The organism is Ktedonobacter racemifer DSM 44963 (genome assembly GCF_000178855.1).
GTDB lineage: Bacteria > Chloroflexota > Ktedonobacteria > Ktedonobacterales > Ktedonobacteraceae > Ktedonobacter > Ktedonobacter racemifer.
This window is the reverse complement of record NZ_ADVG01000001.1, coordinates 3,525,127-3,550,416: the sequence shown is the minus strand read 5'-3', so window position 1 is coordinate 3,550,416 and position 25,290 is coordinate 3,525,127. Positions and strand designations below refer to the sequence as shown.

General features: G+C 54.6%; 22 protein-coding genes. 12 read left to right on the top strand and 10 right to left on the bottom strand.

Annotated features, from left to right (window positions below; genetic code table 11):
- The first annotated feature begins 141 nt into the window (after positions 1-141).
- The 6 genes from KRAC_RS15035 (at position 142) to hemH (ending at position 5,873) form a co-directional block, all read left to right on the top strand.
- Complete coding sequence (locus KRAC_RS15035; RefSeq protein WP_007908339.1) at positions 142-912, top strand: ParA family protein; 771 nt, start codon at positions 142-144, stop codon at positions 910-912.
- Positions 905-1,921: a ParB/RepB/Spo0J family partition protein gene (locus tag KRAC_RS15030; protein ID WP_007908337.1), complete on the top strand. Its 1,017-nt coding sequence runs from the start codon at positions 905-907 to the stop codon at positions 1,919-1,921. Before KRAC_RS15035 ends, KRAC_RS15030 begins: the two co-directional genes overlap by 8 nt.
- An 80-nt stretch (positions 1,922-2,001) precedes the next feature.
- Positions 2,002-2,505: a DinB family protein gene (locus KRAC_RS15025; protein WP_157506456.1), complete on the top strand. Its 504-nt coding sequence runs from the start codon at positions 2,002-2,004 to the stop codon at positions 2,503-2,505.
- Positions 2,506-2,740: 235 nt separating this feature from the next.
- Positions 2,741-3,820, top strand: a complete 1,080-nt coding sequence (gene hemE / locus KRAC_RS15020; RefSeq protein WP_007908333.1) for a uroporphyrinogen decarboxylase — start codon at positions 2,741-2,743, stop codon at positions 3,818-3,820.
- A gap of 20 nt (positions 3,821-3,840) precedes the next feature.
- Positions 3,841-4,914, top strand: a complete 1,074-nt coding sequence (hemE, locus tag KRAC_RS15015) for a uroporphyrinogen decarboxylase (RefSeq protein WP_007908331.1) — start codon at positions 3,841-3,843, stop codon at positions 4,912-4,914.
- A 26-nt stretch (positions 4,915-4,940) separates the two neighbouring features.
- Entirely contained in the window at positions 4,941-5,873 is a 933-nt protein-coding gene (gene hemH / locus KRAC_RS15010) for a ferrochelatase (protein ID WP_007908329.1), read from the top strand.
- A 59-nt stretch (positions 5,874-5,932) separates the two neighbouring features.
- On the opposite strand, the gene KRAC_RS15005 is transcribed toward hemH, so the two are convergent.
- Entirely contained in the window at positions 5,933-9,931 is a 3,999-nt protein-coding gene (locus KRAC_RS15005) for a tetratricopeptide repeat protein (RefSeq protein WP_007908326.1), read from the bottom strand.
- Positions 9,932-10,439: 508 nt separating this feature from the next.
- The gene (locus tag KRAC_RS14995) at positions 10,440-10,934 is read right to left on the bottom strand and encodes a YajQ family cyclic di-GMP-binding protein (protein ID WP_040442556.1); all 495 of its coding nucleotides are present in this window, start codon (positions 10,932-10,934) and stop codon (positions 10,440-10,442) included.
- Between the two features lie 596 nt (positions 10,935-11,530).
- Between KRAC_RS14995 and KRAC_RS14990 the strand changes: the two genes are divergently transcribed.
- Positions 11,531-11,854, top strand: a complete 324-nt coding sequence (locus KRAC_RS14990) for a hypothetical protein (RefSeq protein WP_007908320.1) — start codon at positions 11,531-11,533, stop codon at positions 11,852-11,854.
- A gap of 55 nt (positions 11,855-11,909) precedes the next feature.
- On the opposite strand, the gene KRAC_RS14985 is transcribed toward KRAC_RS14990, so the two are convergent.
- From KRAC_RS14985 to KRAC_RS14970, 4 genes are all read right to left on the bottom strand, one after another.
- Positions 11,910-13,079, bottom strand: a complete 1,170-nt coding sequence (locus KRAC_RS14985) for a LolA family protein (protein WP_007908318.1) — start codon at positions 13,077-13,079, stop codon at positions 11,910-11,912.
- 136 nt (positions 13,080-13,215) lie between these two features.
- The gene (locus KRAC_RS14980) at positions 13,216-13,662 is read right to left on the bottom strand and encodes a FixH family protein (protein WP_007908316.1); all 447 of its coding nucleotides are present in this window, start codon (positions 13,660-13,662) and stop codon (positions 13,216-13,218) included.
- A complete protein-coding gene (locus KRAC_RS61610; protein ID WP_007908314.1) occupies positions 13,659-14,513 on the bottom strand; it encodes a QcrA and Rieske domain-containing protein in 855 nt (284 codons plus the stop codon). Before KRAC_RS61610 ends, KRAC_RS14980 begins: the two co-directional genes overlap by 4 nt.
- A gap of 30 nt (positions 14,514-14,543) precedes the next feature.
- Positions 14,544-15,110 (bottom strand): RNA polymerase sigma factor, encoded by a 567-nt coding sequence (locus KRAC_RS14970; protein ID WP_007908313.1) that lies wholly within the window; start codon positions 15,108-15,110, stop codon positions 14,544-14,546.
- 680 nt (positions 15,111-15,790) lie between these two features.
- Here KRAC_RS14970 and KRAC_RS14965 point away from each other — a divergent pair.
- Both KRAC_RS14965 and KRAC_RS14960 read left to right on the top strand, forming a co-directional pair.
- Complete coding sequence (locus KRAC_RS14965) at positions 15,791-16,210, top strand: glutamyl-tRNA reductase (RefSeq protein ID WP_007908311.1); 420 nt, start codon at positions 15,791-15,793, stop codon at positions 16,208-16,210.
- A 74-nt stretch (positions 16,211-16,284) separates the two neighbouring features.
- Positions 16,285-17,190, top strand: coding sequence for a 4-hydroxy-3-methylbut-2-enyl diphosphate reductase (locus KRAC_RS14960; protein ID WP_007908309.1), 906 nt, complete (start codon positions 16,285-16,287; stop codon positions 17,188-17,190).
- A 49-nt stretch (positions 17,191-17,239) separates the two neighbouring features.
- Here the strand turns inward: KRAC_RS14960 and KRAC_RS14955 are convergent, their stop codons facing one another.
- Positions 17,240-18,127 (bottom strand): nucleoside hydrolase, encoded by an 888-nt coding sequence (locus KRAC_RS14955; RefSeq protein ID WP_007908307.1) that lies wholly within the window; start codon positions 18,125-18,127, stop codon positions 17,240-17,242.
- 340 nt (positions 18,128-18,467) lie between these two features.
- Here KRAC_RS14955 and KRAC_RS14950 point away from each other — a divergent pair, with 340 nt between their 5' ends.
- The 3 genes from KRAC_RS14950 (at position 18,468) to KRAC_RS14940 (ending at position 21,950) form a co-directional block, all read left to right on the top strand.
- The gene (locus tag KRAC_RS14950; RefSeq protein WP_007908304.1) at positions 18,468-19,250 is read left to right on the top strand and encodes a polysaccharide deacetylase family protein; all 783 of its coding nucleotides are present in this window, start codon (positions 18,468-18,470) and stop codon (positions 19,248-19,250) included.
- A 439-nt stretch (positions 19,251-19,689) separates the two neighbouring features.
- Positions 19,690-20,634 carry a ribose-phosphate diphosphokinase gene (locus tag KRAC_RS14945; RefSeq protein ID WP_007908302.1) on the top strand — a complete coding sequence of 315 codons (945 nt, stop codon included), beginning with the start codon at positions 19,690-19,692 and terminating at the stop codon, positions 20,632-20,634.
- 476 nt (positions 20,635-21,110) lie between these two features.
- Positions 21,111-21,950, top strand: a complete 840-nt coding sequence (locus KRAC_RS14940; RefSeq protein WP_007908300.1) for an alpha/beta fold hydrolase — start codon at positions 21,111-21,113, stop codon at positions 21,948-21,950.
- Positions 21,951-22,018: 68 nt separating this feature from the next.
- On the opposite strand, the gene KRAC_RS14935 is transcribed toward KRAC_RS14940, so the two are convergent.
- From KRAC_RS14935 to KRAC_RS14925, 3 genes are all read right to left on the bottom strand, one after another.
- A complete protein-coding gene (locus tag KRAC_RS14935) occupies positions 22,019-23,125 on the bottom strand; it encodes a lipid II:glycine glycyltransferase FemX (protein ID WP_007908298.1) in 1,107 nt (368 codons plus the stop codon).
- A 153-nt stretch (positions 23,126-23,278) separates the two neighbouring features.
- Positions 23,279-24,559: a peptidoglycan bridge formation glycyltransferase FemA/FemB family protein gene (locus KRAC_RS14930; RefSeq protein WP_007908296.1), complete on the bottom strand. Its 1,281-nt coding sequence runs from the start codon at positions 24,557-24,559 to the stop codon at positions 23,279-23,281.
- A gap of 77 nt (positions 24,560-24,636) precedes the next feature.
- A complete protein-coding gene (locus KRAC_RS14925) occupies positions 24,637-25,215 on the bottom strand; it encodes a GNAT family N-acetyltransferase (RefSeq protein WP_007908294.1) in 579 nt (192 codons plus the stop codon).
- Positions 25,216-25,290: the final 75 nt, after the last annotated feature.

Sequence of the window (25,290 nt, the reverse complement as noted above, 5' to 3'; positions counted from 1 at the left end):
TGCCTGCCTATATTGTGCGTGAGAAAGTACAGAAGGCAGAATTCTTGCTTATGGCAGGCCCATTTGTTACAATGTTTCTGAACTGTTATGCTTAGCTTGTCTCCGTTGGCATGGCGAGATGAAAGGTACGGTAAGTAATCCGTGTCAAAAGTGTACGCAATCACGAACCAAAAAGGGGGCGTGGGCAAGACGACAACTGCGATTAATCTTGCCACGTACCTGGCAGCCGCTGGCCGGAAGGTGCTGCTCTTAGATATGGATCCTCAGGCCAATACCACCAGCGGGATTGGCGTCACGGATCGCAAACGCCAACATACGCTCTATGACCTGCTGGTGCAGGAGGATGAGTCAATCACTATTTTTGATGTTATCGTGCCTTCTGATCGACGCGAACTGGTAGTTGCCCCCTGCACGGTCGACCTGGCCGCAGCCGAGGTGGAATTGGTGGGTGCGCTGGCGCGCGAGCATCGCTTGCGCGACGCCATCCAGCCCATTCGTGATCGCTGCGATTATATCATTATTGATTGCCCACCCTCTCTTGGTCTGCTGACGATTAATGCCCTGGTGGCCTCTGATGGTATTTTGATTCCCATCCAATGTGAGTACTTGGCGCTCGAAGGCCTTACCCAATTGCTCAATACCGTGAATATTGTCAAAAATAAGTTGAACCCGTCGCTCTTTATTGCCGGGGTGGTGCTGACCATGTTTGACCCACGCACCCGCCTGGCCGGTGATATCGTGCGCGAGGTACGCAATCACTTTCCCAAAGAGGCGTTTCAAACGATCATTAATCGCAATGTCCGCTTGAGTGAAGCTCCCAGCTTCGGTCAGTCAATTCTGGACTACGATCCGACGTCTCCGGGTGCGCTGGCCTATCGTGCGCTCGCTGAGGAGGTAATGGCTCGTGGCTAAACAACGTTTCGGTCTGGGGCGCGGCCTGGATGCCCTGATCTCGGGCGCGTCCGATGTGATGGGGCCTCAACAGCAGGCGCCAGCCGCGAATGCCGATGTTGGCGCTCTGCCCCAGGTCTCTCTGGAAAGCATTATCCCCAATCCACGGCAGCCTCGTAAAGTGTTTCGCGATGATGATCCCAAACTCCTCGAACTAAGTGCCTCCATTAAAGAGCATGGACTCTTGCAACCAATTATCGTGGCACGCCTGGACCAGGTTGAGAAGCGCGCCGATACGGGCGATAGCTGGTTTGGTGAGCCGGGCGAGTCCACTTCAGTGGCTGCCTTGGATGATGAGGCGATCGTGCGCTACCAGATCATCGCGGGTGAGCGTCGCTGGCGCGCCTCCAAGATGGCGGGTCTGAAGCAGGTACCCGTCGTCGTCAAAGAGGTAACGCCACAGCAGATGCTGGAACTGGCCCTCATTGAAAATATCCAGCGCGCCGATCTCAATCCAATCGAAGAGGCGATGGCGTATCAAGAGTTGGTCCAGACCTTTGGCCTGACACAAGAACAGGTGGCGCGCCAGGTGGGGAAGGATCGCTCCACGATCACAAACTCCTTGCGTTTACTGCAATTGGCACCCAAGCTGCGTGAGGCCCTGGTCAATCAGCCAGATATCTTTACAGAAGGCCATGCTCGCGCCCTGGCGGGTATTACGCGCGAGGAGGACCAGGTGACCGCGATGAACCAGGTAATCGCGCTCCACCTGAATGTACGCCAGACCGAAGAGCTGGCTTCGCGCATCAAAGCCTCGCAAGATATCGAGGCCGCAGTGAAGAAGATTACGACGACATCAGGTCGCACGCCTGAGCTGGAGTCGCTCGAATCGCAGTTCCGCGATTCCCTGATGGTCAAAGTGGATCTTAAGTGTAACGCCAAAGGCAAAGGCACACTTGTGCTCCATTTTAACGATCAGGATGAACTGGAGGGCCTCTATTCACGCCTGGTCAAGAAAGAAGATGCATAGTAGTAGTTGTATGCGTGCGGGCAGCCTATGGCTGCCCGCACGCATACAACCACTACTATAAGTTGTTAGGGGTGAAGATAGTGGAAGATGAGCAGAATCTATTTGAGGCTTTTCGCGGCAAGTTAGTTGCCGCGCGCATTGCTTTTCTCGGGCAACTGGCAAAGTTTAGTCGCGAGGAACTGGCTCTCTCGCCTGGCAAGAGTGAGTGGTCTCCTATCCAGGTCGCCTATCACCTGTATATAACCGATGGCGAAACGCTGGAGCAGATGCAACGTGTGCAGAGCGAGGAGAACCCGCTTCTCTCCTTCGCTGAAATCGAGGGGCCGGCCCAGGTCGGAGCGAATACTGAGCTACCAGCGACCCTCGAAGCAATTATGGCTGGCATGGCTGCGCGCCGCGAAGAACTCTTCCAGTTCCTCGCGACCCTTCCACATGCAGATTGGGAGCGAACATATCGTCATCCACGCCAGGGCCAACTCAAATTTCCCCAGCTAGTCCAGTTCCTGGTGGATCACGACCAGCGCCATTCCCAGCACCTGGCACGCATAAAAATCGCCCGCGAACAATATCCCCACGAAATTTAGATTGATAATGTGATGCGCTTTGGCAGCTTCCGGCTGCCAAAGCGCATCACATTATCAATCTATTAAAATCTCTACAAAAATGTAATTCTCAAACAGGTTTTGGTAGGTTTCTCCTTGTCAGGACACACAAAGCACGCTATTATATGAAGAGATTTCGCAGAGGACATCAGACCCTGCAATATAAGACGCAGAATCAGGCCCACCGGGCTGATCGATACAAGGATTAATGGAAGCAATGCAGCACTATACAGCTACTTCTACCGCGAAGACGCCCCCTCCTCACACGGGCGTGGCGCGTTTTCTGGACGCGTGTTATCATCGTCAACCCGACGCGACGCCGGTCTGGTTTATGCGCCAGGCGGGCCGTTGTCTCGCGGAATATCGTGCCCTACGCCAGAAATACGACATGCTCACAATGGTCAAGACCCCTGAGTTGAGCACGGAAGTCACTTTGATGCCGGTCAAAACCTTTGGCGTGGATGCGGCGATTATCTATTCTGATATTTTGACGCCGCTGGAGGCGATGGGCGTCTCATTTGAGATTCGCCACGAAGTTGGACCGCTCATTCACCACCCTATTCGCAACCAGCAGGATGTTGAAAATATTCGCATCCCAAATGGACCAGAGATCGCGCCCTATATGATGCAGGCGATCCAGATGGTGCGCCGTGAGGTTGAGGGAAAGCAGGCGGTGATCGGTTTCGCGGGTGCCCCCTTTACCCTGGCATGTTACCTGATCGAGGGACGCCCCTCGCGCGATTATCGTAATGCCAAGGCCATGATGTATAGCCAGCCTGAGCTGTGGCACGCGCTGATGGAGAAATTAACAACGGTCACCCAAAGCTATCTTGGTGAGCAGGTGCAGGCGGGCGTCGATGCCGTACAGCTCTTCGATAGCTGGGTTGGCGCGCTTAGCCCCAGCGTCTACGAGCGCTATGTACAGCCATATGTACACCACATCTTTGACAGTGTCAAGCAGACAGGTATCCCTGCGATCCACTTTGGTACTGGCACAAGCGCCTTGCTAGAGTCGATGACCGCGGCGGGCGGAGATATTATTGGCCTGGATTCGCATGTGGAGCTTGATGAGGGTTGGGAGCGCGTTGGCTTTGAGCACGGCGTGCAGGGAAATCTGGACCCCATCCTGCTTCTAACCGAGTGGCCGGTGATTGAGAGTGCCATGCGCGATGTCTTGAAGCGCGCGGCCAATCGCCCTGGGCACATCTTTAACCTGGGGCATGGCGTATTGCCTCCCACCAATCCAGATCTCTTGCGCCAGCTGGTTGAGGCCGTTCACGCCGAGACGCAGAGGTAGTAGGGAGGAGCAGAGCTATTATGTCAGCAGAGAAGAAGAACCTCTCAACCGTGTCAGAGCATACCGGCCTGGCACGCTTCATGGCCGCCTGTGAGCGCCGCCAGCCCGATGCGACCCCGGTCTGGTTTATGCGCCAGGCTGGCAGTACCTTTGGTGCGTACCGCAAGATGCTGGAGAAATATGATGTCCTCACCATCGCCAAAACGCCCGAATTAAGCTCACAGGTCGCACTCTTCCCCGTCCAGGAGCTGGGTGTGGATGCCGCCGTACTCTTCGCGGACATCATGCTACCTATCGAAGATATGGGCGTTGAGCTGCACCTGGAGCCGGAGGTTGGCCCCATCATTCACCATCCTATTCGCGATATACAGGCCGTCGAGGCCTTGCGTACGCCAGCCCGAGACGAGGTGACGCCCTTCGTCATGGATGGGATTCGCCTGTTGCATCGCGAGCTTGAAGGCAAACAGGCGGTGATTGGTATCGCGGGCGCCCCCTTTACCCTGGCGTGCTACCTGATCGAGGGGCGTCCCTCACGTGATTACCACCACGCCAAGACCATGATGTATAGTCGCCCCGATCTATGGCACGCGCTGATGGAGAAAATTTCTACGGTGATCGCCGACTACCTCGTGGCGCAGGTGCAGGCAGGCGCGAATGTGGTGCAGGTCTTTGATAGCTGGGTTGGCTCGCTTAGCCCCAGCGTGTATCGCACCTTTGTCTTGCCTTATACGCAGCGTGTCTTCCAGGCCGTCAAAGCGACTGGCGCGCCCGCCATTCACTTTGGCACAGGCACAGCCTCACTGCTCAATGTTATGACTGAGGCGGGTGGCGATGTGATGAGCATTGACTGGCGTATGGACCTGGATACCGCCTGGGAGCGGATCGGCTATGAGCGCGGCATTCAAGGAAATCTCGATCCCGCGTTGATGTTAACCTCCTGGCCTGTCATTGAAGAGAATATGCGTGATGTCCTACGCCGTGCGGCGAATCGCCCTGGGCACATCTTCAACTTTGGGCATGCCATGCCCATCGGCTCACAAGCCGACCTGCTGCGCCGCCTGGTAGAAGCAGTCCACGAACAAACTCAGAGATAAAGATAGAGAGATAGAGGAAATGAATCATGGCAGAGAAACATGTTGGTGTTTTGTTGATGACCTATGGCTCCCCATCGACGCTCGATGAGGTGCCTGAATATATGCGCAATGTGCGTGGTGGACGCGAGCCTGAGCCAGACCTGGTGGTGGAGTTTCGCCGCCGCTATGACTTGATTGGTGGCTCGCCCCTGGTGCGCATCACGCGCGAGCAGGCTGCGGCCCTGCAAGGGGAGCTAAATAAGGATGGAGGCGATACGCACTATCGTGTGGGTGCCGGAATGCGCTTCTCCCGTCCATTTATCCCCGAGGTTCTGCCCGAGGTTGCCAGCAACGCCGACGAGCTTGTTGGCATCGTGATGTCGCCCCAGTTCTCGCCCATTATTATGGGTGGCTATGTGCGTACTATCAACGAGGCCGCGGCCCAGCTTGGTCGACCAGAGATGCCTGTGCGCGTAGCTGGCGATTGGCACTTGCAGCCCCTATTTATCCAGGCGCTTGCCGAGCGTGTACGTCAGGCCCTCGAAGAGAAGTTCTCGCCCGAGGTGCGTGACCAGGTGCCAGTGCTGCTGACAGCCCATAGCATGCCGAAGCGCGTCGTCGAGAATGAGCCCGACTACATCAACAACCTCAAGGAGACCGCCGCCGCGGTCGCGAAAGAGGTGGGCCTGGCCGATGATCGCTGGATGTTCTGCTATCAGAGCGCGGGCCATACCCCCGAGGAGTGGCTCAAGCCCGATTTTGCCGACATCATGCCCGAACTGGAGGCGGCTGGTCGCAAGCATGTGCTGATCGCACCGGTGCAGTTCCTGGCCGATCACCTGGAGATTCTATATGATATCGAGGTGGGTGCCCGTGAGCAGGCTGAGGAGCATAACATCCACTTCGCGCGCATTGAGTCGCTCAATACCTCGCCACTCTTTATCAAAGCCCTGGCCCAGGTAGTACGCGAAACACTATAGACCATAGATACAAAAAGAAGCGCTGGAATCCAGAATTCCAGCGCTTCTTTTTGTCTTCACTATAAGCCAGCGCGAAGTTCCTGGAGGGTTGCCAGGCGCTCGCGAGCGATTGAGCTGCCGGGATTGATCTTGGCCAGGTTGCGATAAACGCGGCTGGCCTGTTCATACTCGCCAACGGCCTGGTAGGTCTGACCAAGCATATCGTAGGCGTCGAAGTTGTTGCGATCAATCGTAATCAATTGCTGTAGCGCGGCCACAGCCTCTTTGACCTGCTGGGTCTCGAAGTAGTGGCGAGCGATAACAGCCTGGTACCTGGCCGCTTCCTGGGGATGCCCGACTCGGAAGCAGAAGCCAACCACCTCACGCAGCAGATCCATCGAGTTGGGGTCCAGTTCCGCGGCGCGGCAGAAGGCAGCCAGGGCCTCCTCGCTATCGCCCGTCTCGTCAAAGATATTGCCGATGCGCTGAAGTGTCGCGGCGGCCTCGGCGGTGTTATTGCGGCGCAGGTTGGCATCAACTAGCAGGCGCAATTCCGCGATACCCTCGTCGAGCAGGCCACGATTGATGTAGATGTCGGCCAATTCTTCGTGGGCCTGTGGCTCCTGGGGGGCGAGGTGAACTAGTTCGTTGAGCACCTTGAGCGCATTGTCGATCTGACGACTCTGGCGGTAGTGGCGGACGAGATCCATATACTCACGAACGGCGGTCGAAGGATCCGGGCGACGTGCCGAGATTTCCGCCAGGGTTGAAGCGACCTCGTCGTTGCCGGCGCGCACTTGTTTGACCTGGCGCATGATATTCTCGGCCTGATCCTGGCGCCCACTACGTCTGTAGGCCTGGGCTAGCAAGAGTGAGATTTCGACCTCGGGTGCCTTGTGCTCTTCACCCTCTTCGCGTGGGCGTGCAGCCCATGTGGTGGGGTCCAGCAAGGCAGGAGCACGACGCACAGCTTGTAGCGCCTGCTCGAACTGCTGAATGGCCGCCTCTGGCTTGCCCTGGCGCAGATAGCAGTGAGCGCTACCAACGCGTGCCAGTACCTCTACCGCGCTATCGCGGCTAGCTAGTGCATAGGAGTCGAGCGCCTGGTCAAAGTTTCCGCACTGCTGGTAGATCTGGCCGAGAGAGTAATGCACATCGGCGTTGTTGGGATAGATATCGGCGGTCTGTGTGTACTCGCGGATAACTGTGTCCGCGTGCTTCTGCCCCTCGCCGCGCAACTGCCAGCGAATGCGATTGAGCACCTCAAGCGTGTTGGCGCGGATTGCACCAATATTGGTGACCTGGGCGATATGCCAGCGCACCAGGGCCGTGATATTGCGTGGATCAACCTGGAGGACGCGCTGGTATTCCGCTACCGCCTGCTGACTACGGCCTAGCTTTTGCAGGGCCAGAGCGTAGTTGAGGCGCGTTGGCACGTTGGTTGGACTCTCCTGGAGGGCCTGCTCAAGCTCGGTCAGCGCACGATCCATATAGCCCAGGCGCAGGTAGGATTCCGCGGCGAGGGTGCGCTCGCGCAAGAGATCCTCTTTATTGCCCTGAGAGGAGAGCAGATTGATCAGGCGCATGCGATAGGTCAGGTTATTTGGCTCAAGCTGGAGGATGCGGCGATAGGTCGCGATAGCATCCTCAATGCGCCCGTTTACGATATAGGTATCGACCAGGATGGCATACTTGGTAATGGCCTGCTCAACCTTGCCCTGGCGGACATAGATCTCACAGAGTACCTGGTGAACATCCAGGTATTGGGGTGCCATATCGATAACCTTCAGGCACTCCTCAGTCGCGGGCGTTAGTAAGCCGTGATTGATGTAGTTTTGGATATCGCGCATGGAGCGTACAACCTGCGAGCGTACGCTCTCGGGAAGCGTGGCCGTGCTGGCAAGAACCGCCTCGGCCGCCTGCATATTGCCCTGGTTTCCTGCCATCTGGCTCAGCAACTCTTCGGTTGACTGCTTGCGCTCGGGTGTGACGGCGCGATACTCCTGTGAGGGAGTGCTGCCGGGCAGCATCAGATTCATCTGCTCGAGAGGAACAGGTGCTCCACTGGCGGTCAGCGGAGGTGTTCCCAGCGCCTGTAGCATCTGTTGCGCGGTAGGGATAGGTGGCGCGGCAGGCTGCTGTACAGGTGGAACCGCTTGCATTGGTTGTGAGGCCGATGCCGGCGCAGGAATCGGCGCCACTGGCTGAATGGGTGCCGATAGTTCCTGCTGGAGCGCGGCCAGTTGTTCAGCGGCTGAGGGCTGAACATGGCTGGGTGCCAGCGGCTGCGACGCAGGCTGCTGTTGTTGCAGTTGAGCCAGCGGTTGCGACGCGGGCTGCTGCTGAAGCTGAGCCAGGTTGTCAGCCGCGGGAGCCGGCTTAGGATCATCTGTGAGCCAGGATGTCGAGGTTGGCACTTGTGCGACCGGCTGCTGTGGCAGCGGCTGTGGTGGCTGCTCGTTCTCGCCAATGATACCAGTCAGCCAGTCGGGAAGCTCGCCGACCACGCTCTGACCTTGAGGCTGAGGCGCGGGCTGCGGAGCCTGTGGCTGTTGGGGTGCATGAGGGGCCTGCGGCGTGTTAAGCGCGTTATTGATATTCGCGGTATTAAACATCATCGTCGAGGCTTCAGAGATGGTTTGTGCAGGTGCCTGCTGTGGTGGCTGCTGCGCGGGTGGCGGCGTGACCGGCCGCGTTGGCAAAGGCGCGTTCTGGGCCTGTTGGAGCATGAACTCCACCTGCGCGACCTTGTCGTTCCAGCCCCGGCTGCGTAAGAAACCCAGCAAAGCGTTATAGACCGTCATGGCCTGTTCTTGCTCACCCAGCAAACGGTGGGCTTCTGCTGCCTCTTGACAGAGCTGAACCAGCTGGTCAGACTCCTCAACGGTTAGTGCATCGAGGTTGACGCGGTCGACTGCCTCGTCAAAGTGGATGGTGGCTGTACGCAAATCGCCACGCGCACGGTAACACTGACCGAGTGCGTAATAGCAAGAGAGCGCATAATCTGGATCGTTAAGGAGCAACTGGAACTGGTTGATTGCGTCATCCCAGCGCTGTTGTTCTTGATAAAGCCAGCCAAGAAAATAGCGGGCGTCTGGCCTATCGAAGCCGCTCTCCAGAATCTGCTCACAGAGGTCGATAGCATCATTGAAACGACCCTGGTCTTGAAAAATCTGGGCCTGCTTCAAGACCTCTGTGACCTGGTTAGCTGTAATACGATTGCGAGGCGCGCCTACAGGTCTATTGAGTACCTGGGATGAGTCTGGACCCACCCCACCGAAGTTGCCCATGCTACCCATGTTACCCATGATGCCAGTGTTACCTCCGCTGATATTATCCGATGAAACAGTATCGGCTAGAAAATTATCGGAAAAAGGTGTTTGCGCTTTTTGTGCTGCTTGCTGTGTCTGTGTAGAGCCGGGGGAAGCGGCCCGGGCCTCTGGAAAGACCTCGTTCCCCGGGGGACCTGCTGCCGCTAGCGGTCCATTCATGGTATTTGTAATATTGGCCAGTAGCTGCTTCGCTTGAAGGTTCGACCCATCGGCTCTTAAGACTTCTTCGCATTGTGTACGTGCGGCGGCCAGATCCTGCTGCTCTATATAGCCTTGCGCGGCAGCCAGGCGTTGCTGAAGCATGGCCGCGATATCTTTTTTTTCAAAGTAGTAGCTTGCCAGGCGCTCGTGAGGCTCGGGGCTTCTGGGAGAAAGCTGAACCGCTTTTTGCCAGGCCGCTTCGGCGCGCGCGCCCTGGCCAGCTTGAGAATAGAGATCTGCCAGGTGTAAATAAGCTTGATACGCATCCTGGCGTCTATTGAGTATGCCATAGAGTTCCGCAGTCTTGCTTAAAGCAATGACATTGCTTGGATCGCGCTGGAGCGCGAAGGCATATTCTTCGAGTGCCTTTTGCCACTGCTTCATCTGCATATAGCAGAAACCCGCCCCACTACGCGCGGTCACATCTTCTGGGAACTCTTTGAGTGCCTGCTGATATTCATATAATGCTGTCCCCCACTGGCTATCCCAGCGATAGCGGTCGGCAGCATTGACGGCTGTACTAAAGACTTGTCGGTTCCCAGGCATAAAATCAACTTTCTCAATCGAGAGAACTACATATCATGACTATCGCACATGCATCTCTGAGGCTAGGAAGGCGATTCAATGAGTCAAGCTTAGCCTAGTCAGAAGTTAGCGTACTACAAATATCCCACCTGGACACTTGTTTTGGTACTAAAGTACTTGAGACAGAACCAGGGAAGAAAACGTGCGTTCGCTTGAATGCTTCACAAGGCAAAAATGGCCCTGTAAGCGGTTCTACACCATTTTGTAGGGGGATCAGAGCGCGTTTAGATATCGGCGCTCTACCATGTGGTAGGAGACCATGCCTCCGACAACTCTCTCGTGTTTGTCTCTCCCCTGGCTAGAGACGCGAAGCCTTCTTGCCGCGTGCCTGGGAGGAGGAAGCGCCTGTTGTAGACGTCATTCCTCCCAGGCTCATTGAAGTAAACGTTGCTTGTGTCTCTCTTTGGCATGGTTGCCTCGACGGTTGGCATACTTCTGGGACTTCCTGCCCATATAGAAGCATAAGAGATTAGCTGCGGTAATTTATGAACTGGAGGGGAACGGGAAGATCTTTCTCTTTCAGGAGCGCAATGACAGCCTGGAGCTCATCGCGGCTCTTGGCTGAAACGCGAATAGCCTCGCCCTGAATCTGTGGCTTGACCTTGGGATATTTATCGCGAATGGTTTTGGTAATACTTTTCGCGAGATCTTGCGCAATTCCCTGTTGCAGTTCAATAACCTGGCGTACTCGTCCCGAGGCCGCGTCTTCCTCTTTACCCGGCTTGAAGATCTTCAATGATAGGCCGCGACGGACCGCCTTTGACTCGAGGATATCGCGCACACCCTTGAGCGTGAGTGTGCTTTCGGTGTTGATGACAATGGTATCTTTAGTCTGTGCAATCTCAGTTTTAGTGTCTTTTAGATCGAAACGCGTCTGCACTTCGCGGCGTGCCTGGTCGATTGCGTTTACGAGCTCCTGCTCATCGTACTCTGAGACTATATCAAATGAACATTCTGCCGCCATAAAATCCTCTCCCTCGGTTATGCTAGCTATCCCCATGTGCAAGTTATTTCGGGTAAGTGGTGTGGTGCGCAGGCTATCACCGCGCACCACACCACTTATTCTACATCGATGTGTGACACAGGTTTCAGGGGCATTGTAAACCATTTTGCCGATCATTGCCACTTTATCCCCCAAGTGGGACACCATGAAGCTCAGTGAATTATGGCAGCGCACTATAAAGCGCGAAAAGGCGAGGAGACGTCCTGGCCCCTCTCACTTCTCGAAGCCATTCGACATACTAAAGAATGCTATCTCACTTTTTTTAAAAGTTGCTACTAGTACTTTCTGCCTCTGTATTTTCTGGGTTGCCTCTACTTATTGTAAACCTCTATCCTGGCCGATGAGATAAGAGCGAAGCGGGATTTCATGGGGCGATACCTCTTAAATGTTTGCTTTGTATTGTAGCGATTTCTTAACCGATGCGTGAGCCATCTTTACTTCTTCACACTCTTGTGTTTAACGGAGGGTAATGCTAGAGTCCATTCAGGGAGGGGTGGCGGATTGTTGATGATGAATGCGACACGCAAGCCTAGTGTGAAAGGTAATCGGGCCATATCATGGCGAAGTATATACGACCTAAACTACTTCCCCATCACGAGGGTGATTCCTCGCTCTCTTCAATTACTATTTCGCAGTTCTGGCATGGGGGCGAGATGGCCACTGAGGAGCAGGCGCGCAACTTTGAGCTGTTACGGCTCGCGTTTTTTGTGTTAAAGCTCCGCAAGCTGGAGACTACAGTCGCGGAGAGTGAGCGCGACGCCGACTTCGCGTTTCGCTGCAACCTGCTCCGGCATGCGATCTTTCACCAGGTCGTGACGCTGACTCGCCTGCAAGCTCGTGAGCAGGCGCTGCAAATCATTACCGCTTGCCAGCACAATTAGCCCGCCTGCTTGATTGACAGTGCTCAATGCTGCCAGTCCATCCTTGGGGAATGGATTAGATCAGTAATTGAGCTATTGTTGTCGCTTGATCCTGGGTGAGCTGCCCGGTGACACGGATGCCGATCCCTTTTTCTGTCCAGGCCAGGCTGGCTAGGTTATTTATCTGCGCGAAGGTAGCGTTGGTGGATCGAAGATTGAGGCTCTGCCCCGCTGCTCCCTCCAGGTTCGCTAGGGGCGCTCCTTCAGCTATGGTGAAGACCTGGCTGCCCTGCATATAGTTGAGCAGGTAAATGGCATTCTTCGGTGTGCCAAGCGTCGTGACACCATTTAAAATGTACTCGCTATGCTCCCCCGAGATGGCCAGCAGGCGATGGCCAGCCTTCTTCTGGGCCTGGGCCAGGGAGAGCAGGTCGCTATTGCTACTGCTTGCCGTGGGCAGCGCCTCCTCTTTGACTCCCGCGGGGACAACAAAGGTAAACTTTCCTGAATCGACAGGGGCGTTTAGCTCGAAGGCATCAAAATGCATGCTCACTGGCCCCAGGCTGGCGAGCGTTAGATCCATGCGTAACGGCTGCTCGCTGCTTTTATCAATGTAGACCTCGCCTTGGTAACTTAAGCTCCCCGTATTCGATCCACCCTGATCACCACTCTCCTGGGGCACCACATGCACCTGGTAGGCCGCCTTGCCATCCACGCTGGCTTTATCGCTGACAAGCGTACCAGCGCTGCTGCCAAATACTGAGAGCAGTGTATTGAGCAGCAACTGAACCTGGCCGCGACCAGGAACAGCCAGGATAGAACTACTCTGCTGGGCGGGACCTACATAGACCACCTTCTGTGAGGGATCATACTGCCACATCTTTTTGCCATCACTCACCGTGAGGCTCCCCGCGACCGCCTGTGGCAGCGTCGAGGTGAGCGTCTCATTCCGGCTCTTGCCTCCCTGTGCGCTCCACTGTTCCAGCTTGATTGTACCCGTGGCTGCGCGTCCCTGAAGTGTAAGGGTGAATCTGCCATGCAGGGTTTTCGCGCTATTGAGACGCTGCGCAATGCGGTCAAGCAGCTGTTGTCCCGGCGAGCCCGTCAGAGCCAGGTTGCGTATACCAGGATAGGCTCCTGTATGGATCATAGCGTCTGTGGAGGTTGGCTGACAGGCGCTCAGTGCCAGGGCCAGCATGACCAGCAGGACAACAGGTAGGCTGGGTATAGAGCGATGGCGGTTCATAATTGATGTGCTCCCAATATATATCTAATATATATCTACGGCCTTCTACGGGTGTGTGCGTTATGGCAGCAAAGATAAGCTCTCTCATTATATAGCACGGGTTAGCGGAGTACGCCAGGAAGAGAGGGGCGCAGTGCTACTGGACGGTGACTTCGAAGCTGGTGTCTTGCGCGGGAGAGCCGGGTACTTCAAGACGCACGCGTAGCAACCAGGTCCCACTCATGGAGAATTGCAGGCGCATGGTATAGACGCCATTGCTCTGGCGCTGCGCCTCGGCCTGTGTCGTTTGCATATTCATCTCCTCCATGTCTCCGCTAACGAAGAGATGCGCGTTTGTCACAAGTTGCTGTTTGCCTGTACGTACGATCTGAAACGCGAGGGTGGCTGGATGGGTCGTTACAGGGGGATTGGGATCGACCTGGAGCGTGATCGTGTAGGCCCCCACCTGTTTGCTCTGAACATGGGCGGTGGGTGCCTTTTGAGACTCAACATTACTGATAAACGCGCCAAACCAGGCCACGAGAAGGAGAAAGCCGATTCCCACGGCGAGAACCAACATATTTCTGCGTAAGTATGGCTTCATGCTTTTTTACCTGCGCCGGGTACTTTGACGTACACCTGGTTATCTTGAATGCGAGTTTCCAGGCGAGGGAGTGCCGCCAGGTAGAGCACGGGGCCTCGCATAGGATCCCCATACTTGCTAAAGAGGCCGCCATGACAGGGGCAGGCGAAGCAACGTCCATCGCTATCCCATTGTAGCAGGCATCCCATATGGGGACAAGTCGCCATTAAGGCTACAATCTTGCCCGCTTCCTGCCCATCGTCCTGGTCATAGCGTACAATGTAGCCCGCGAAGGCCTCAGTTTGGAAGCGTAGTGCTTCTTCTTTTAGTTGGTCGAGGTGCGCGATGGGTTCCCAGTGTGAGGGGATGTTATCGGGGACGATCTTGGTGGCATATCCCTGGCCTTTTTGATGCGGCGGCGGATTACTATTGGCTTGCCTGGTAAGTATGGAGCCGAACGTGGCTCCTGCGGCAAGAGAGGCCGCGGCTACCGCGCTATTCGTTAGCAGCGAGCGGCGTGAGAGTTCCCGTTTAGGGCGAGGCGTAGATATATGAGGAGTTTGGCTGGTTGGGATTGGCGTGGGCAGTGGTGAGGTGGTCCTGTCTAAATCTAAAGTTTTTTGATCAGATGCAAACTGCTTCGTTTGGGTTGTGAGGGACGAGAGGAGTTCTTGCTGCAAGCGCTCTACAAAGAAGGGGCAGGGCGTTATATCTTTGGCTGCGGCGGCGCGTAAGCATGAATACATGCGTAGCACGGGAAGTTGCCCAGGAGGGAGCCGGGGGGGCTGTGCTGGGCATTCCATGCGTAAAGCCTCGATATAGTGTTCTAGCTCGGCGTATTCTACAAGAAGGTCCTGGTCCTCGTCTGACATAATCGTTGTTCCTGGTGTCGTTCTACTGTTCTACTGCTCTACAAGTATTTTTTCAAGTTCGGCCGCGCGCCTGAGTGCGCGGAACTGAAGCACTTTCACGTTGGCCTCAGTCAGATCCATCTTTGTGGCCGTCTCTTTAATCGAGAGATTTAAGAGGAAACGGTAAATGAGTACATCGCGGTAGTGGTCTGGAAGGGCCTGTAAGATGCGTCGTACATACTCTGTGGCCTGAAGGGAGGAGGCCGATGGTGTCTGCGTCTCCTTATTCTCATCCATAGGTCCCTCCCAGCCCGCCTCTAGCAATGCTTCTAATGAACTGGTAGGAACGCGATAATGGATACGCCAGTAGTCTGCCAGAGTGGTCTGCGCGATGCGAAACAGCCAATTCTGCATGCTTTGAGGCGAGCGTTCTTGATCCAGCCCATGTACGGCTTTCATAAATGTTTGTGAGGTTAGGTCCTCCGCCTCTTCTCGATTGCCTACCTTACTGTACATATATCGGTAAATCAAGCCGATATTGTCCTCATAAAAATGTTGCAGCACTACATTCGCAATCCGTACGCCAGGCTGCGATGCACCCTCTTCTCGCTGGTCCATAGCGAATGCCCTGTTCTGCTAGAAAAGGCCATGAGCGTTGCTGGCGAGCTTGCATGTCCGAGCTATAGTGCCTGGTTGCTTGCCCCTGGTATCCGCGCTTTGCTTTGTGCTTGAGATTTGTCTGGGATGTGTTCTATCGGGCTGGCTGACTTCAGGCCAGTAGTGCGATCAGGGTGCGCGGTATCTACCTTACCTGGCGAGCATCTACCATACTGTAAATCTGTAGGTTTTTATATGGCGCCTATCCAGATGGAGTATGGTTGCCGCATGGGCTTGCCAGGCGTGTTTGAGCTTCTTGCCAGTTTTGTGCACATGGCTGGTTGTCGTGTATAACTACGTTTAAGGTTACAGGTCTATAATTGCTTGTGCTTCTGGCTAACATCTTGTGTTGCTTCTACTGTAAGTATATATGCTCTTCCCAAGCCTGCCAGGCAGGTAAGGGTTTCGAGCTTGCGGCACTCAGAGGGAAGAAAGCACGATAACGGTTTTGTTCCTAAACTTAGGTGGAAACTGTACAGCAAATAGGGTGGGTACCTGATGGCTGTTGGACCGGGTTTGCTATAGTATAAACGTACGTATTTTTCTAAAGGACCTCCATCTAAAGGACCTTAATTGGCCAATAACTGCATCTTCTAGATGGGGATCTGGTTGTGTAACCAGGGTAGAGGAGCACCATTTTTATGTTTAATATCGCACCACAGGTGGTGTCTATTGCTGAGGCTTGCCTGGGGGGCTTACAAGGTCGATCCGCGTTGTTGATCGGCCCCGAAGAGCGACGAAACCCCTATTCATATCTCTTGCGCGATGCCCAGATGAGACAGGTATATCAGGAAGATACGTCACTGCATATTGTGTCTCTCCTCCCTGCCGTTGATCTCTTGATCAGTGTGCCTACCCTGGATAATGGAGGATCTGCTATTCAGCTGAGTGCCGCGAAACTGGCGACAGCCTGCACGGGGCGCCGCAGTCCTCTCTTTATCTTTGATCTCTCGCCCACGCCCTCAGTAGAAGAGATGGCTGGACTATTGCCAGCGGTCTGCCTCTACACTCCCGAGGATTTGCGCCGAATAATAGTAAAAAACGAGATGAAGGCGTCTTGATCCATATGATACACTCAAGTCGTCTTATATATGGAAGGTTTTGATCGGCTTGAACGCTTGGTAAAGGGACAATAATGGAAGTTATAAAAATATCGCCTCGTGGTTACTGCTATGGCGTTGTAGACGCCTTAAATATCGCGCGTAAAGCGGCCAAGGATGCCTCTCTTCCCCGGCCTATTCATATAATTGGACAGATTATTCATAATCGCCATGCCATCGAAGAGCTTTCAAGCATGGGCGTGGTCACGGTTGATGGTCCTGACCGCCTCTCGATTCTGGAGAACATTCAGGAGGGGACCGCGATCTTTACCGCGCATGGTGTTTCGCCTGACGTGAAGCGGCGCGCCCAGGAGCGTGGCCTCTACTGCATCGACGCGACCTGCCCTGATGTCACGGTGACACATGACCTGGTCAAGGACCTGGTCGCCAAGGGCTATTATGTGATCTATATCGGCAAGAAGGGCCATCCCGAGCCTGAAGGGGTCATAGGTGAAGTTCCCGGCCATATTAGCCTGGTGGAAACCGAGGCAGATGTCGATGCCCTGGCATTGAGCGAGGAGCAGCTACAGAAGCTGGCCGTCTCGACCCAGACCACGCTCTCGCTCTGGGATACCCATCGTGTCATCCAGCATATTAAGACCAAGTATCCTCAGACCGAGGTCTATGTCGATATCTGTCGCGCGACCCAGACACGCCAGGAAGCGGTCGCTGATCAGGCCAGGGGCGCGGACCTGACCGTAGTTGTGGGTGATCCACGCAGCAATAATACCAATCGCCTGGTCCAGGTCTCTGAGGAGAAAGCAGGCGTACCCGCAGTGCGTATCGAGGATCTCTCCCAGCTAGATCTCAGCTTACTTAAGGGCAAGCATAAGATTGCGGTAACAGCGGGTGCCTCGACACCTAGCCAGATCACGCGTGCCGTGATTCGTTTCCTGGAAGAGTATCAGCCTGACCAGATCGAAGAACCAAGCAACGTTTAGAGAAACACAAAGCAAGACGGCCTCGCTCCAGTATGGAGCGAGGCTTTTTTTATGCTTCAAAGACCCCAAAGAAGTGCTCGAAGAAGTGTTGCGTATCCACGCTTGTGGCAAGCTGATGACGTGCCTCCTGGCCGTCAGGCTGCCAGTAGGTCTTGCCTAATAGCTTTTCGTCTTTGAGCTCTACCTCAATCGTGCCAGGCGTGAAGGTTGCGACCTGTTCATCAAAAAGCGTAGCTGCGGCCAGGGAACTGTAAAACGTAATCGTTTCCTTATGCTGGAACCAGACCTCCGCGAAATCGAGAACCGGGCGCAGGTGTGGTAGGTGACAACGTGCGCGGAATTCTGCGGCAGGTATGCTGATCTGTTCGGAGATGTCAAAGCCAACGCTACGATGAATGGGCACATTGGCCCGGTAAACAATGGCGGCGGCATAGGGATCATTGAGCACATTCCATTCACGTCCAGGAAGCGTGTATTGGCCACATGCCAGAATAAGGCCCTTGAGAAGTTGAGGGATATCAGGTTGAGTAGCGAAGAGGAGAGCGATATTCGTCAATGGTCCGGTTCCAAGCAGCATCACCTCGCCCGGGTAGGCGCGAATGGTATGGTTGAGAAAGGCGATGGCCTGTCCATGAGGAAAGTCGACATCATGTTTCCAGTTAGCGAGCGCCATGGCCTGGGGGGCATGGGCCTGTCGTAGTGGTGTCATCAAAGGTTGCTCAACCCCGGGATAGATGGGAATATCCTTATCCACGGCATTGCAGAGACTACTGGCGAGCATGGCGCGTAGATACGGTTCCCCTGTGACTGTGGTAATACCCAGGAGATCACACGCTGGCTGCGCGAGGAGGTAAGCGAGGCACACCGCATCATCAATATTGCTGCCAATATCTGTATCGAGGATGACACGGGTCCTGGATGTTGTAGGTGAAGACATAGTGCCTGGCTGCCTCCTTCGCTGGCTAGTTGATATTCTACTTTATTATAGCCGTGTAGAAATAAAGTAAAGTGCGTGGGCAGGAAATCGGACTTTGCCCAATTCCCTACCCACGCACTTTACTTTATACCTCTGAATTTGTGAACTGCATCTCATATTCCCCCATCTCAAGACAAATTGTGATATATATCATACTCAACCATTCATTCTCCGGGTATGCTTCTTGACAAGAGAGACAAGAGAAACCTATCAACAAGATCTCTCGCAACACCTGCTGTTTTAATGAATAAGTTTAAATATGCCGATGTAAAAAATAAAAAGTATATGTGAGAAAACGGCTATGAAAAAGATGATAATGACGACCCTCCTGCTAATCGTAGGGCTTGGCGCCTGGGCCTCCTATATAATCACCTATCCCAACTCTGCGCATAGGGCTTCGGCGCAAGCTGCGGCAACCACTCCGACACCAACGCCTATCAAAGATGAGACAAAGCCTATTCCGCCCGCGGTGAAAGCGAGCGTCTTCTCTCAGGGAAGCGATGCGGTCAACGAAATTGCATTGACCTTTGACGATGGTCCGAGTGCGGCCTATACCGCGCAGGTGCTCGATATTCTGCAAAAATATGGGATCAAAGCTACCTTTTTCTGTATTGGCCAGCAGGTACAGGAGACTCCAGACCTGGTAAATCAGGAGTTGCGGAACGGTAACGTGGTGGGAAATCACACCTGGAGCCATCCCGATCTCACAACCCTGTCCGCGCAGGATATATACACGCAATTGCATATGACCTCTGACGCGATAAAGAGCGCTACTGGTACCGCGCCAGTACTGTTCCGCCCTCCCTATGGGGCCATTAATGACACGGTAAAGCAGCAGGCCAATATGTTGCATATGACACCAGTGCTGTGGTCCATTGATACCGAGGACTGGCAAATGCCGGGCGTGGATGCGATTGTGAATACCGCATTGAATAATGCCGGAAATGGAAGCATCATCCTCATGCATGATGGCGGTGGAGACCGTTCGCAGACTATCGCGGCCCTCCCTCGCATTATCACCGGCCTGCAACAGCGCGGCTTTAAGCTTGTCACGGTCCCAGAACTCATGGCGGACGCCAACTAGAAAAGGTTAGCCGTTTTCCCCATAGTAGAGTAAGATGATGAGGCTGATGTTCGCGGGCCATGGCCCGCGAACATCAGCCTCATCATCTTAACTGAAACCACTCGATTGGCATGGCGATAGGAGTTTTTGGTATAATTCTTAGCTGAACAACTAGCAAGCTGCCTGGCGCCTTGTCGCTATTCTCCCTGTACCGACACTGGCACATTGCCGATAGAATGTGTGTATACTCTTATACTTGGGGGGCAGATATCTATTGGTGGGAGGTTAGTAGGGAAGGTGTTTGTATACTATGCCCGGTGAAATATATCGTGTCAAGACGTTTTATGAGGTGAAGGCAGCTGCCCTGGCTCTATATATTCAACTTCAAAACTGACAGTGCTTCTTTGGTGTGAAGATAAAGAAGTATCTATAAAAGCAGAGGGACAAAGAGGACATATAAATGCGTGAAATCACCATTTTCAGTGGAAGTGCTCATGTCGAGCTGGCTCGTGAGATTTGTCATCATCTAGAGGTGCCACTATCGCCAACGACGATTCGGCGCTTTGGTAATGACTGTCTGCATGTCCAGCTGAACGCGAACTGCCGTGAAAGCGATGTATTTTTGATCCAGCCTCTTGTGCCACCGGTGCAGGATCATCTGATGGAGCTGTTGTTGATGCTCGATGCGGCGCGAGGCTCGTCTGCTGCTCGCACAACGGCAGTTATCCCGTATTATGCCTATGCGCGCTCTGACAAGAAGGATACCTCGCGTATCTCTATCGCTGGCCGCCTGGTCGCGGACCTGCTGGCGACCGCCGGCGCCAACCGGGTGCTGGTCATGACGCTGCACGCGTCCCAGGTGCATGGCTTCTTTAGCGTACCAACGGATCATCTCAATGCGTTGAATGTCCTGGCTCAGCACTTCCGCAACCGCGATCTGAGCAATACGGTGGTCGTTTCGCCCGACCTGGGCAATGCTAAGGCGGCCTCGCACTTCGCGCGCCTGTTAAAGGTACCCGTCGCGGCTGGTAGCAAGCGCCGCGTCGATGACAACAAGGTGATTATCGATACTATCGTGGGCGATGTCGAGGGACGAGACGTGATCGTCATCGACGACGAGATCGCCAATGGCGGTACGATTATCGAGATCCTGGATCGCTTGCGCGAGCGCAATGTACGCCGCATTTCTGTCGCCTGCACACATGGTGTCTTTAGCGGCAAGGCTATCGAGCGCCTGGGCAGCCAGGAGGATATCGATGAGATCGTCGCGACCAACACCGTGCCTATTCCCGAGGAGAAGCGCCTCCCCAACATGACTGTCATCTCCATGGCGCCCCTGCTATCGGAGACCATCCGCCGCATTCACAACGGCGAATCGGTCAGCAGCCTCTTCGCCGACGCATAGTTATATATAGCTGCTTCTACCTAAGACTTCTCGCCACTATGTGGCTCGCCTGGTAAGGGGATGTGGTGGAGAATGGCCGCAGGTCATTCTCCACCACATCCCCTTATCTATAAATAAAGGCATCACTTCCTTGCCATTACACAATGCTTGTGATATACTCAGCATATGCGCAAGCGCCGATATGGTTTTTGTGTGTTTGCGCCCCACTCTAGACAGAAAGGAGGCACGCCAGTGTATCAGGCAAAACAAGTGTTTGCTCTGCCTATCGAGACCGGGCTGTGTGACTCCTACCTCTTCCTTCTCGCGCTATAACGCCATTATGATGGTTGCGCGGGAGCGGTATGTGCGAGTTCCTGCCCCGTTTCTCGATCAGGTTGATTACCTCTTTAACCGCATAAGTAATGTTGTGTCTGTGGCATGACATATACAGCTGTATGCTGTAAAAATTGAGAAAAATAGAACAGGAACATTGCAACATGAAAGAATTTACTCTTCAAAAAACAGGCCATCTCCACGCGCAGGGGGCGCCACTTTACTATGAGATCGCCGGGCCAGAGCGGCCCGTTAGCAATATTCCCATATTATTCATTCACGCTGGGGTCGCCGATTGCCGGATGTGGGATGAGCAGTTCGCGGCCTTCGCGCCCGATTATCAACTTATTCGCTATGATCTGCGTGGCTTTGGCAAGTCCGCTTATCCTGCCAGAGGTTTCGCGAACTACGAAGACCCCTCGCTGCTCCTGGGCTATCTGAATATCACCAGAGCCCATGTGGTGGCGTGCTCCTATGGTGGAAAGGTTGCCATCGACTTAGCCCTGACCAATCCAGACTCAGTGGCCTCGCTGACCCTGGTCGCGCCAAGCGTGGGCGGCCTTAAGTCAGATGAGGAGGTTGAGCGTTTCTCTGAGCAAGAGGAGGCTCTGCTGGAGAAAGGGGATGTCGCAGGGGCGACCGAGCTGAATATGCGCATGTGGGTGGATGGCCCCAAACGCTCGCCCCAGGAGGTCGATCCCGTCGTGCGTCAGCGAGTGTACGAGATGCAGTATCAGGCCTTTGGCGTCGAGATACCCGAGGACGCGGATGTGATTAATCTTGATCCTGCAGCTTGCGAGCGCCTGCGCGAGATTACCGCTCCGACCCTGGCTATCGTGGGCGACCTGGACTGGCCTGAGCGCTTTAGCATTGTCTCAAAGTTGACAGATGCTCTGCCAAACGTCCAGACGTTGACGCTGGAGGGCGGCGCGCACATGGTCACTATGGAGCAGCCTGAGGCCTTTAACCAGGCGGTGCGCGACTTCATCCAGTCAGTGAAATAGTAGCTTCTATCTCCGGGATATGTCGAAGGCGAGGTCCGTGGACCTCGCCTTTAACATATTTTTCTCTGCTATGCCTGGACGGGCGTTTTCTCTTCTGGCTTCTGGGGTTCGCGCTCTCTGGCGGACTCAACTGCGGCCTTCTTGAACTGCCGCTCGTCGCGCCAGTGCTTGAAGTCGAGTAGGGCGCGGTAGGCCTGGTAGACGATGGGATTGTAGATAAGGTCCTGCGTGGGGAAGAAACGGATGGGATAGCCGCCGAAGCCACGCTTAAACTGGTAGACGCCCCACAGCTCCTGGCCCTCCTCAAGCACATCGGGAATACCCCGGAAATTGTAGTACTTAGCACCTTTAGATTTGGCCCACTGCATGCTGGTCCATTGCAGCAGGTGGTTGGGCATCAGGTTACGCTGCTCGTTGGAGGAGGCACCGTACATGTACCAACTCCACTCGCCCAGGACGCTAATGATGGTGCCCGCGATGGGCTTCCCCTCGTACTCGGCCAGGAAGAGGGCCACGCGGTCCCCCTCTTTGTAGAGGTCCAGGTACTGGCGATAGAATTCCTTGCTGTTGATGAAGAAGCTATCGCGCTCGCTGGTGACCTCATAGATGCTGTAGAACTTCTCCAGGTCCGCCTCGGTCTCGCCACGGCGGACGGTAATGCCTTTGCGACCAGCCAGGCGAATGTTATAGCGCCACTTCTCCTTCATACCGGAGAGAATGCCCTTCTCAGCGGGGCTGATGTCGAGCACCCACTCATGACGGATATGCATATGATGGGGATTGGTGCGAAAACCGAAGCGCTGCATGGCGGTCTGCCATTCACGATTCTCTGTGGCCACACTTGGCTCGACCTTGAGCATGAAGGCGCCGCGCTTGCGTGCCTCAGCTCGCACAAAGTTGAGCAGGACGGTCATCGCGGGCGATTGAGGATCAGTGATGACGGGACCGCGTGGGGAGTAGAGATAGACCTGTCTGATCACGGGCGCGCGCGATACGAGTACCATCATTCCTGCGCATAACTTGCCCGAGTCATCAAGCACGCCAACACGCAAGACTTCCTGTACCCCGAGCAAGGGGAGTTCTCCCCACTCATAGGATTGAGTGATGTTGCAGCAGGGGGACGAGGCAATAAAGTCGTTCCACTGCTGGCGATCTGTAATGATGCGGGCTTCCATGGGTCATTATATCCTTTTATATTCTAACGGATCCAACATGCCTTCTCGCGCCTGCGGCGCTCATATGTTATGTATGTTGTGTGGTAGGGTGGGGCAAAGCCCCACCCTACCACACAACATACATAACAGAAAGGCGAGCTTGCGAGCCTTTACTTATGATACAGGAGAACTGGTTTCCTCTGGGGTGTCGGCGATGGGAGAGTTGCCTGCTTCTTGCGGCTTCTTCCCATTCTTGCCTGCCTGCTGTTTCTGCTTTGCCTTCGCGGGTTGAGGCTGCTCTTTGGGTGTTGCTGGAATCTGTTCCGCTGGTTTTGCCTCTTCGTCCTTGCGCTGAGCCTGACCCCGGGCGGAGCGTTCTAGCTCAATCTTCTGGCGTTCCTGGTGGCGTTTGGCGCGGCGATACTCGACCAGCCTGCTCCAGAGCGTATAGATCAGTGGGCGGTAGACGTAGTCCTGCGTTGGCATGTTCAGGCGCGAGAAGCCGCCAAAGCCTTTCTTATATTCATAGACGCCCCACATCTCTTCGCCCGGCTCAAGTATCTCGGGAATAGTGCGGAAGTCAAAATAGCTACACCCACGGGCCTGCGCCCACTGGAAGCAGGTATATTGCAGAAGATAGGCAGGCTTCAGGTTGCGCTTCTCATTAGAGGTCGCACCAAACATATCCCAGCACCAATCGCCAAAGCGGATAAGCATCTTGGCCGCGATAGCCGTACCCTCATGTTCAGCGATATAGAGCACCGCGTCGCCCTTGCTGGCGAAGTGGCGATAGATCTCCTTATGGTAGTCCAGGCTATGGATAAAGAAGGCATCGCGCTCGCTGGTAACCTTGAGGAGCTCATAGTAGGCCTCAAAGTCGGCGTCGCTACTGGCCTCGCGAATGATGACACCCTTGCGGCCTGCGGCACGCACATTCTGGCGCCAGGTCATTTTAAAGTTGGTCAGCAGCTCCTCGGCGCTCGGGCGGATATCTAGCACCCAACTCCGGCGACCATGGACAGCAATAGGATTGGTGCGGAAGTCAATCTTGCTATAGGCGGCCAGCCAGGTATGCTCATTGGGATCGTCATCGGCTATATTTGGTTCAATGCGCAGGATGACCGCGCGCTCTTTACGGGCGACTTTGTGGGCATGCTCAATGAGCGCGGGAAGCGCGGGTGAATCGGGACTCTCTACAGTGGGGCCGCGCGCACTGTAGAGCCAGCTAAGTTTAAGACCGGGAATACGCGCGGGCAGGGGAACGGGATTGACCGTGAGTAGCATAACTCCGGTCAAACGCCCATCCTCCAGGGCACCCAGGCGATAGATGCGGCCACCAAGGTATTTATTTAGCTCACCCCACTCATAGGACTGCAAGAGGTGTCCACGAGACTGGCTGGTGAGAAAATTATTCCATTGTTCCCGGTCATTGATTTCCTGGATGGTAAGAGTCATAGTTTTTCCTATGAAGAATAGTGGGACCAACGCTGCTAAAGCACGCGTCTACATATAATGGTACGGCGTCGCGCTCACTATTGAGCGTCTTCCTGCTCGTACTTCTCCAGAAACTCGCTTCTCAGCAGGCTATATACACGCACATCGTGGTACTTGCCGAAGCGGAAGATGACCTGACGCATCGTACCTTCGTGCTTGAAACCAGCCTTCTCGTCCGCGCGCCAGCCACCAATGTTCTCCTCCATATCCTGCGTCTGGATACGGTTCAGATTCAGTTCAAGGAAACCATAGCGCAGCATCATTTTGGTACCCTCGGTACCGTAACCCTTGCCCCAGGCTGAGCGATCCAGAATGATGTAGAACTCCGCGGACTGGTTCAGGGTATTGATATCTTTCAGTCCGACCAGTCCGATCAGGCTGTTATCGCTTTTGAGTGCTACGCCAAAGATAATATGCCCAAAGGTCTTGTAGAGGTTCTCGATGCGCTCTTTCGCCCGTGCATCACTGGTGGGATAGATAGAGAACCAGCGGCGCACATCGGCGTCGTTGAGCCAGGTAGAGTAGAGGTGATTATCCTGAGCAGGCTCCAGTGGCCTGAGATAGAGCCGTTCGCCAATGACGAATGGATTCTGCATTCGTGAGAGTTCGTCTGCCATTTTTTCGTCCTCCAAAACATACTGTTTCGAGGGCAGTATAGCATAGGGGCGGAAATCGGTGCAATTAAACAGGCA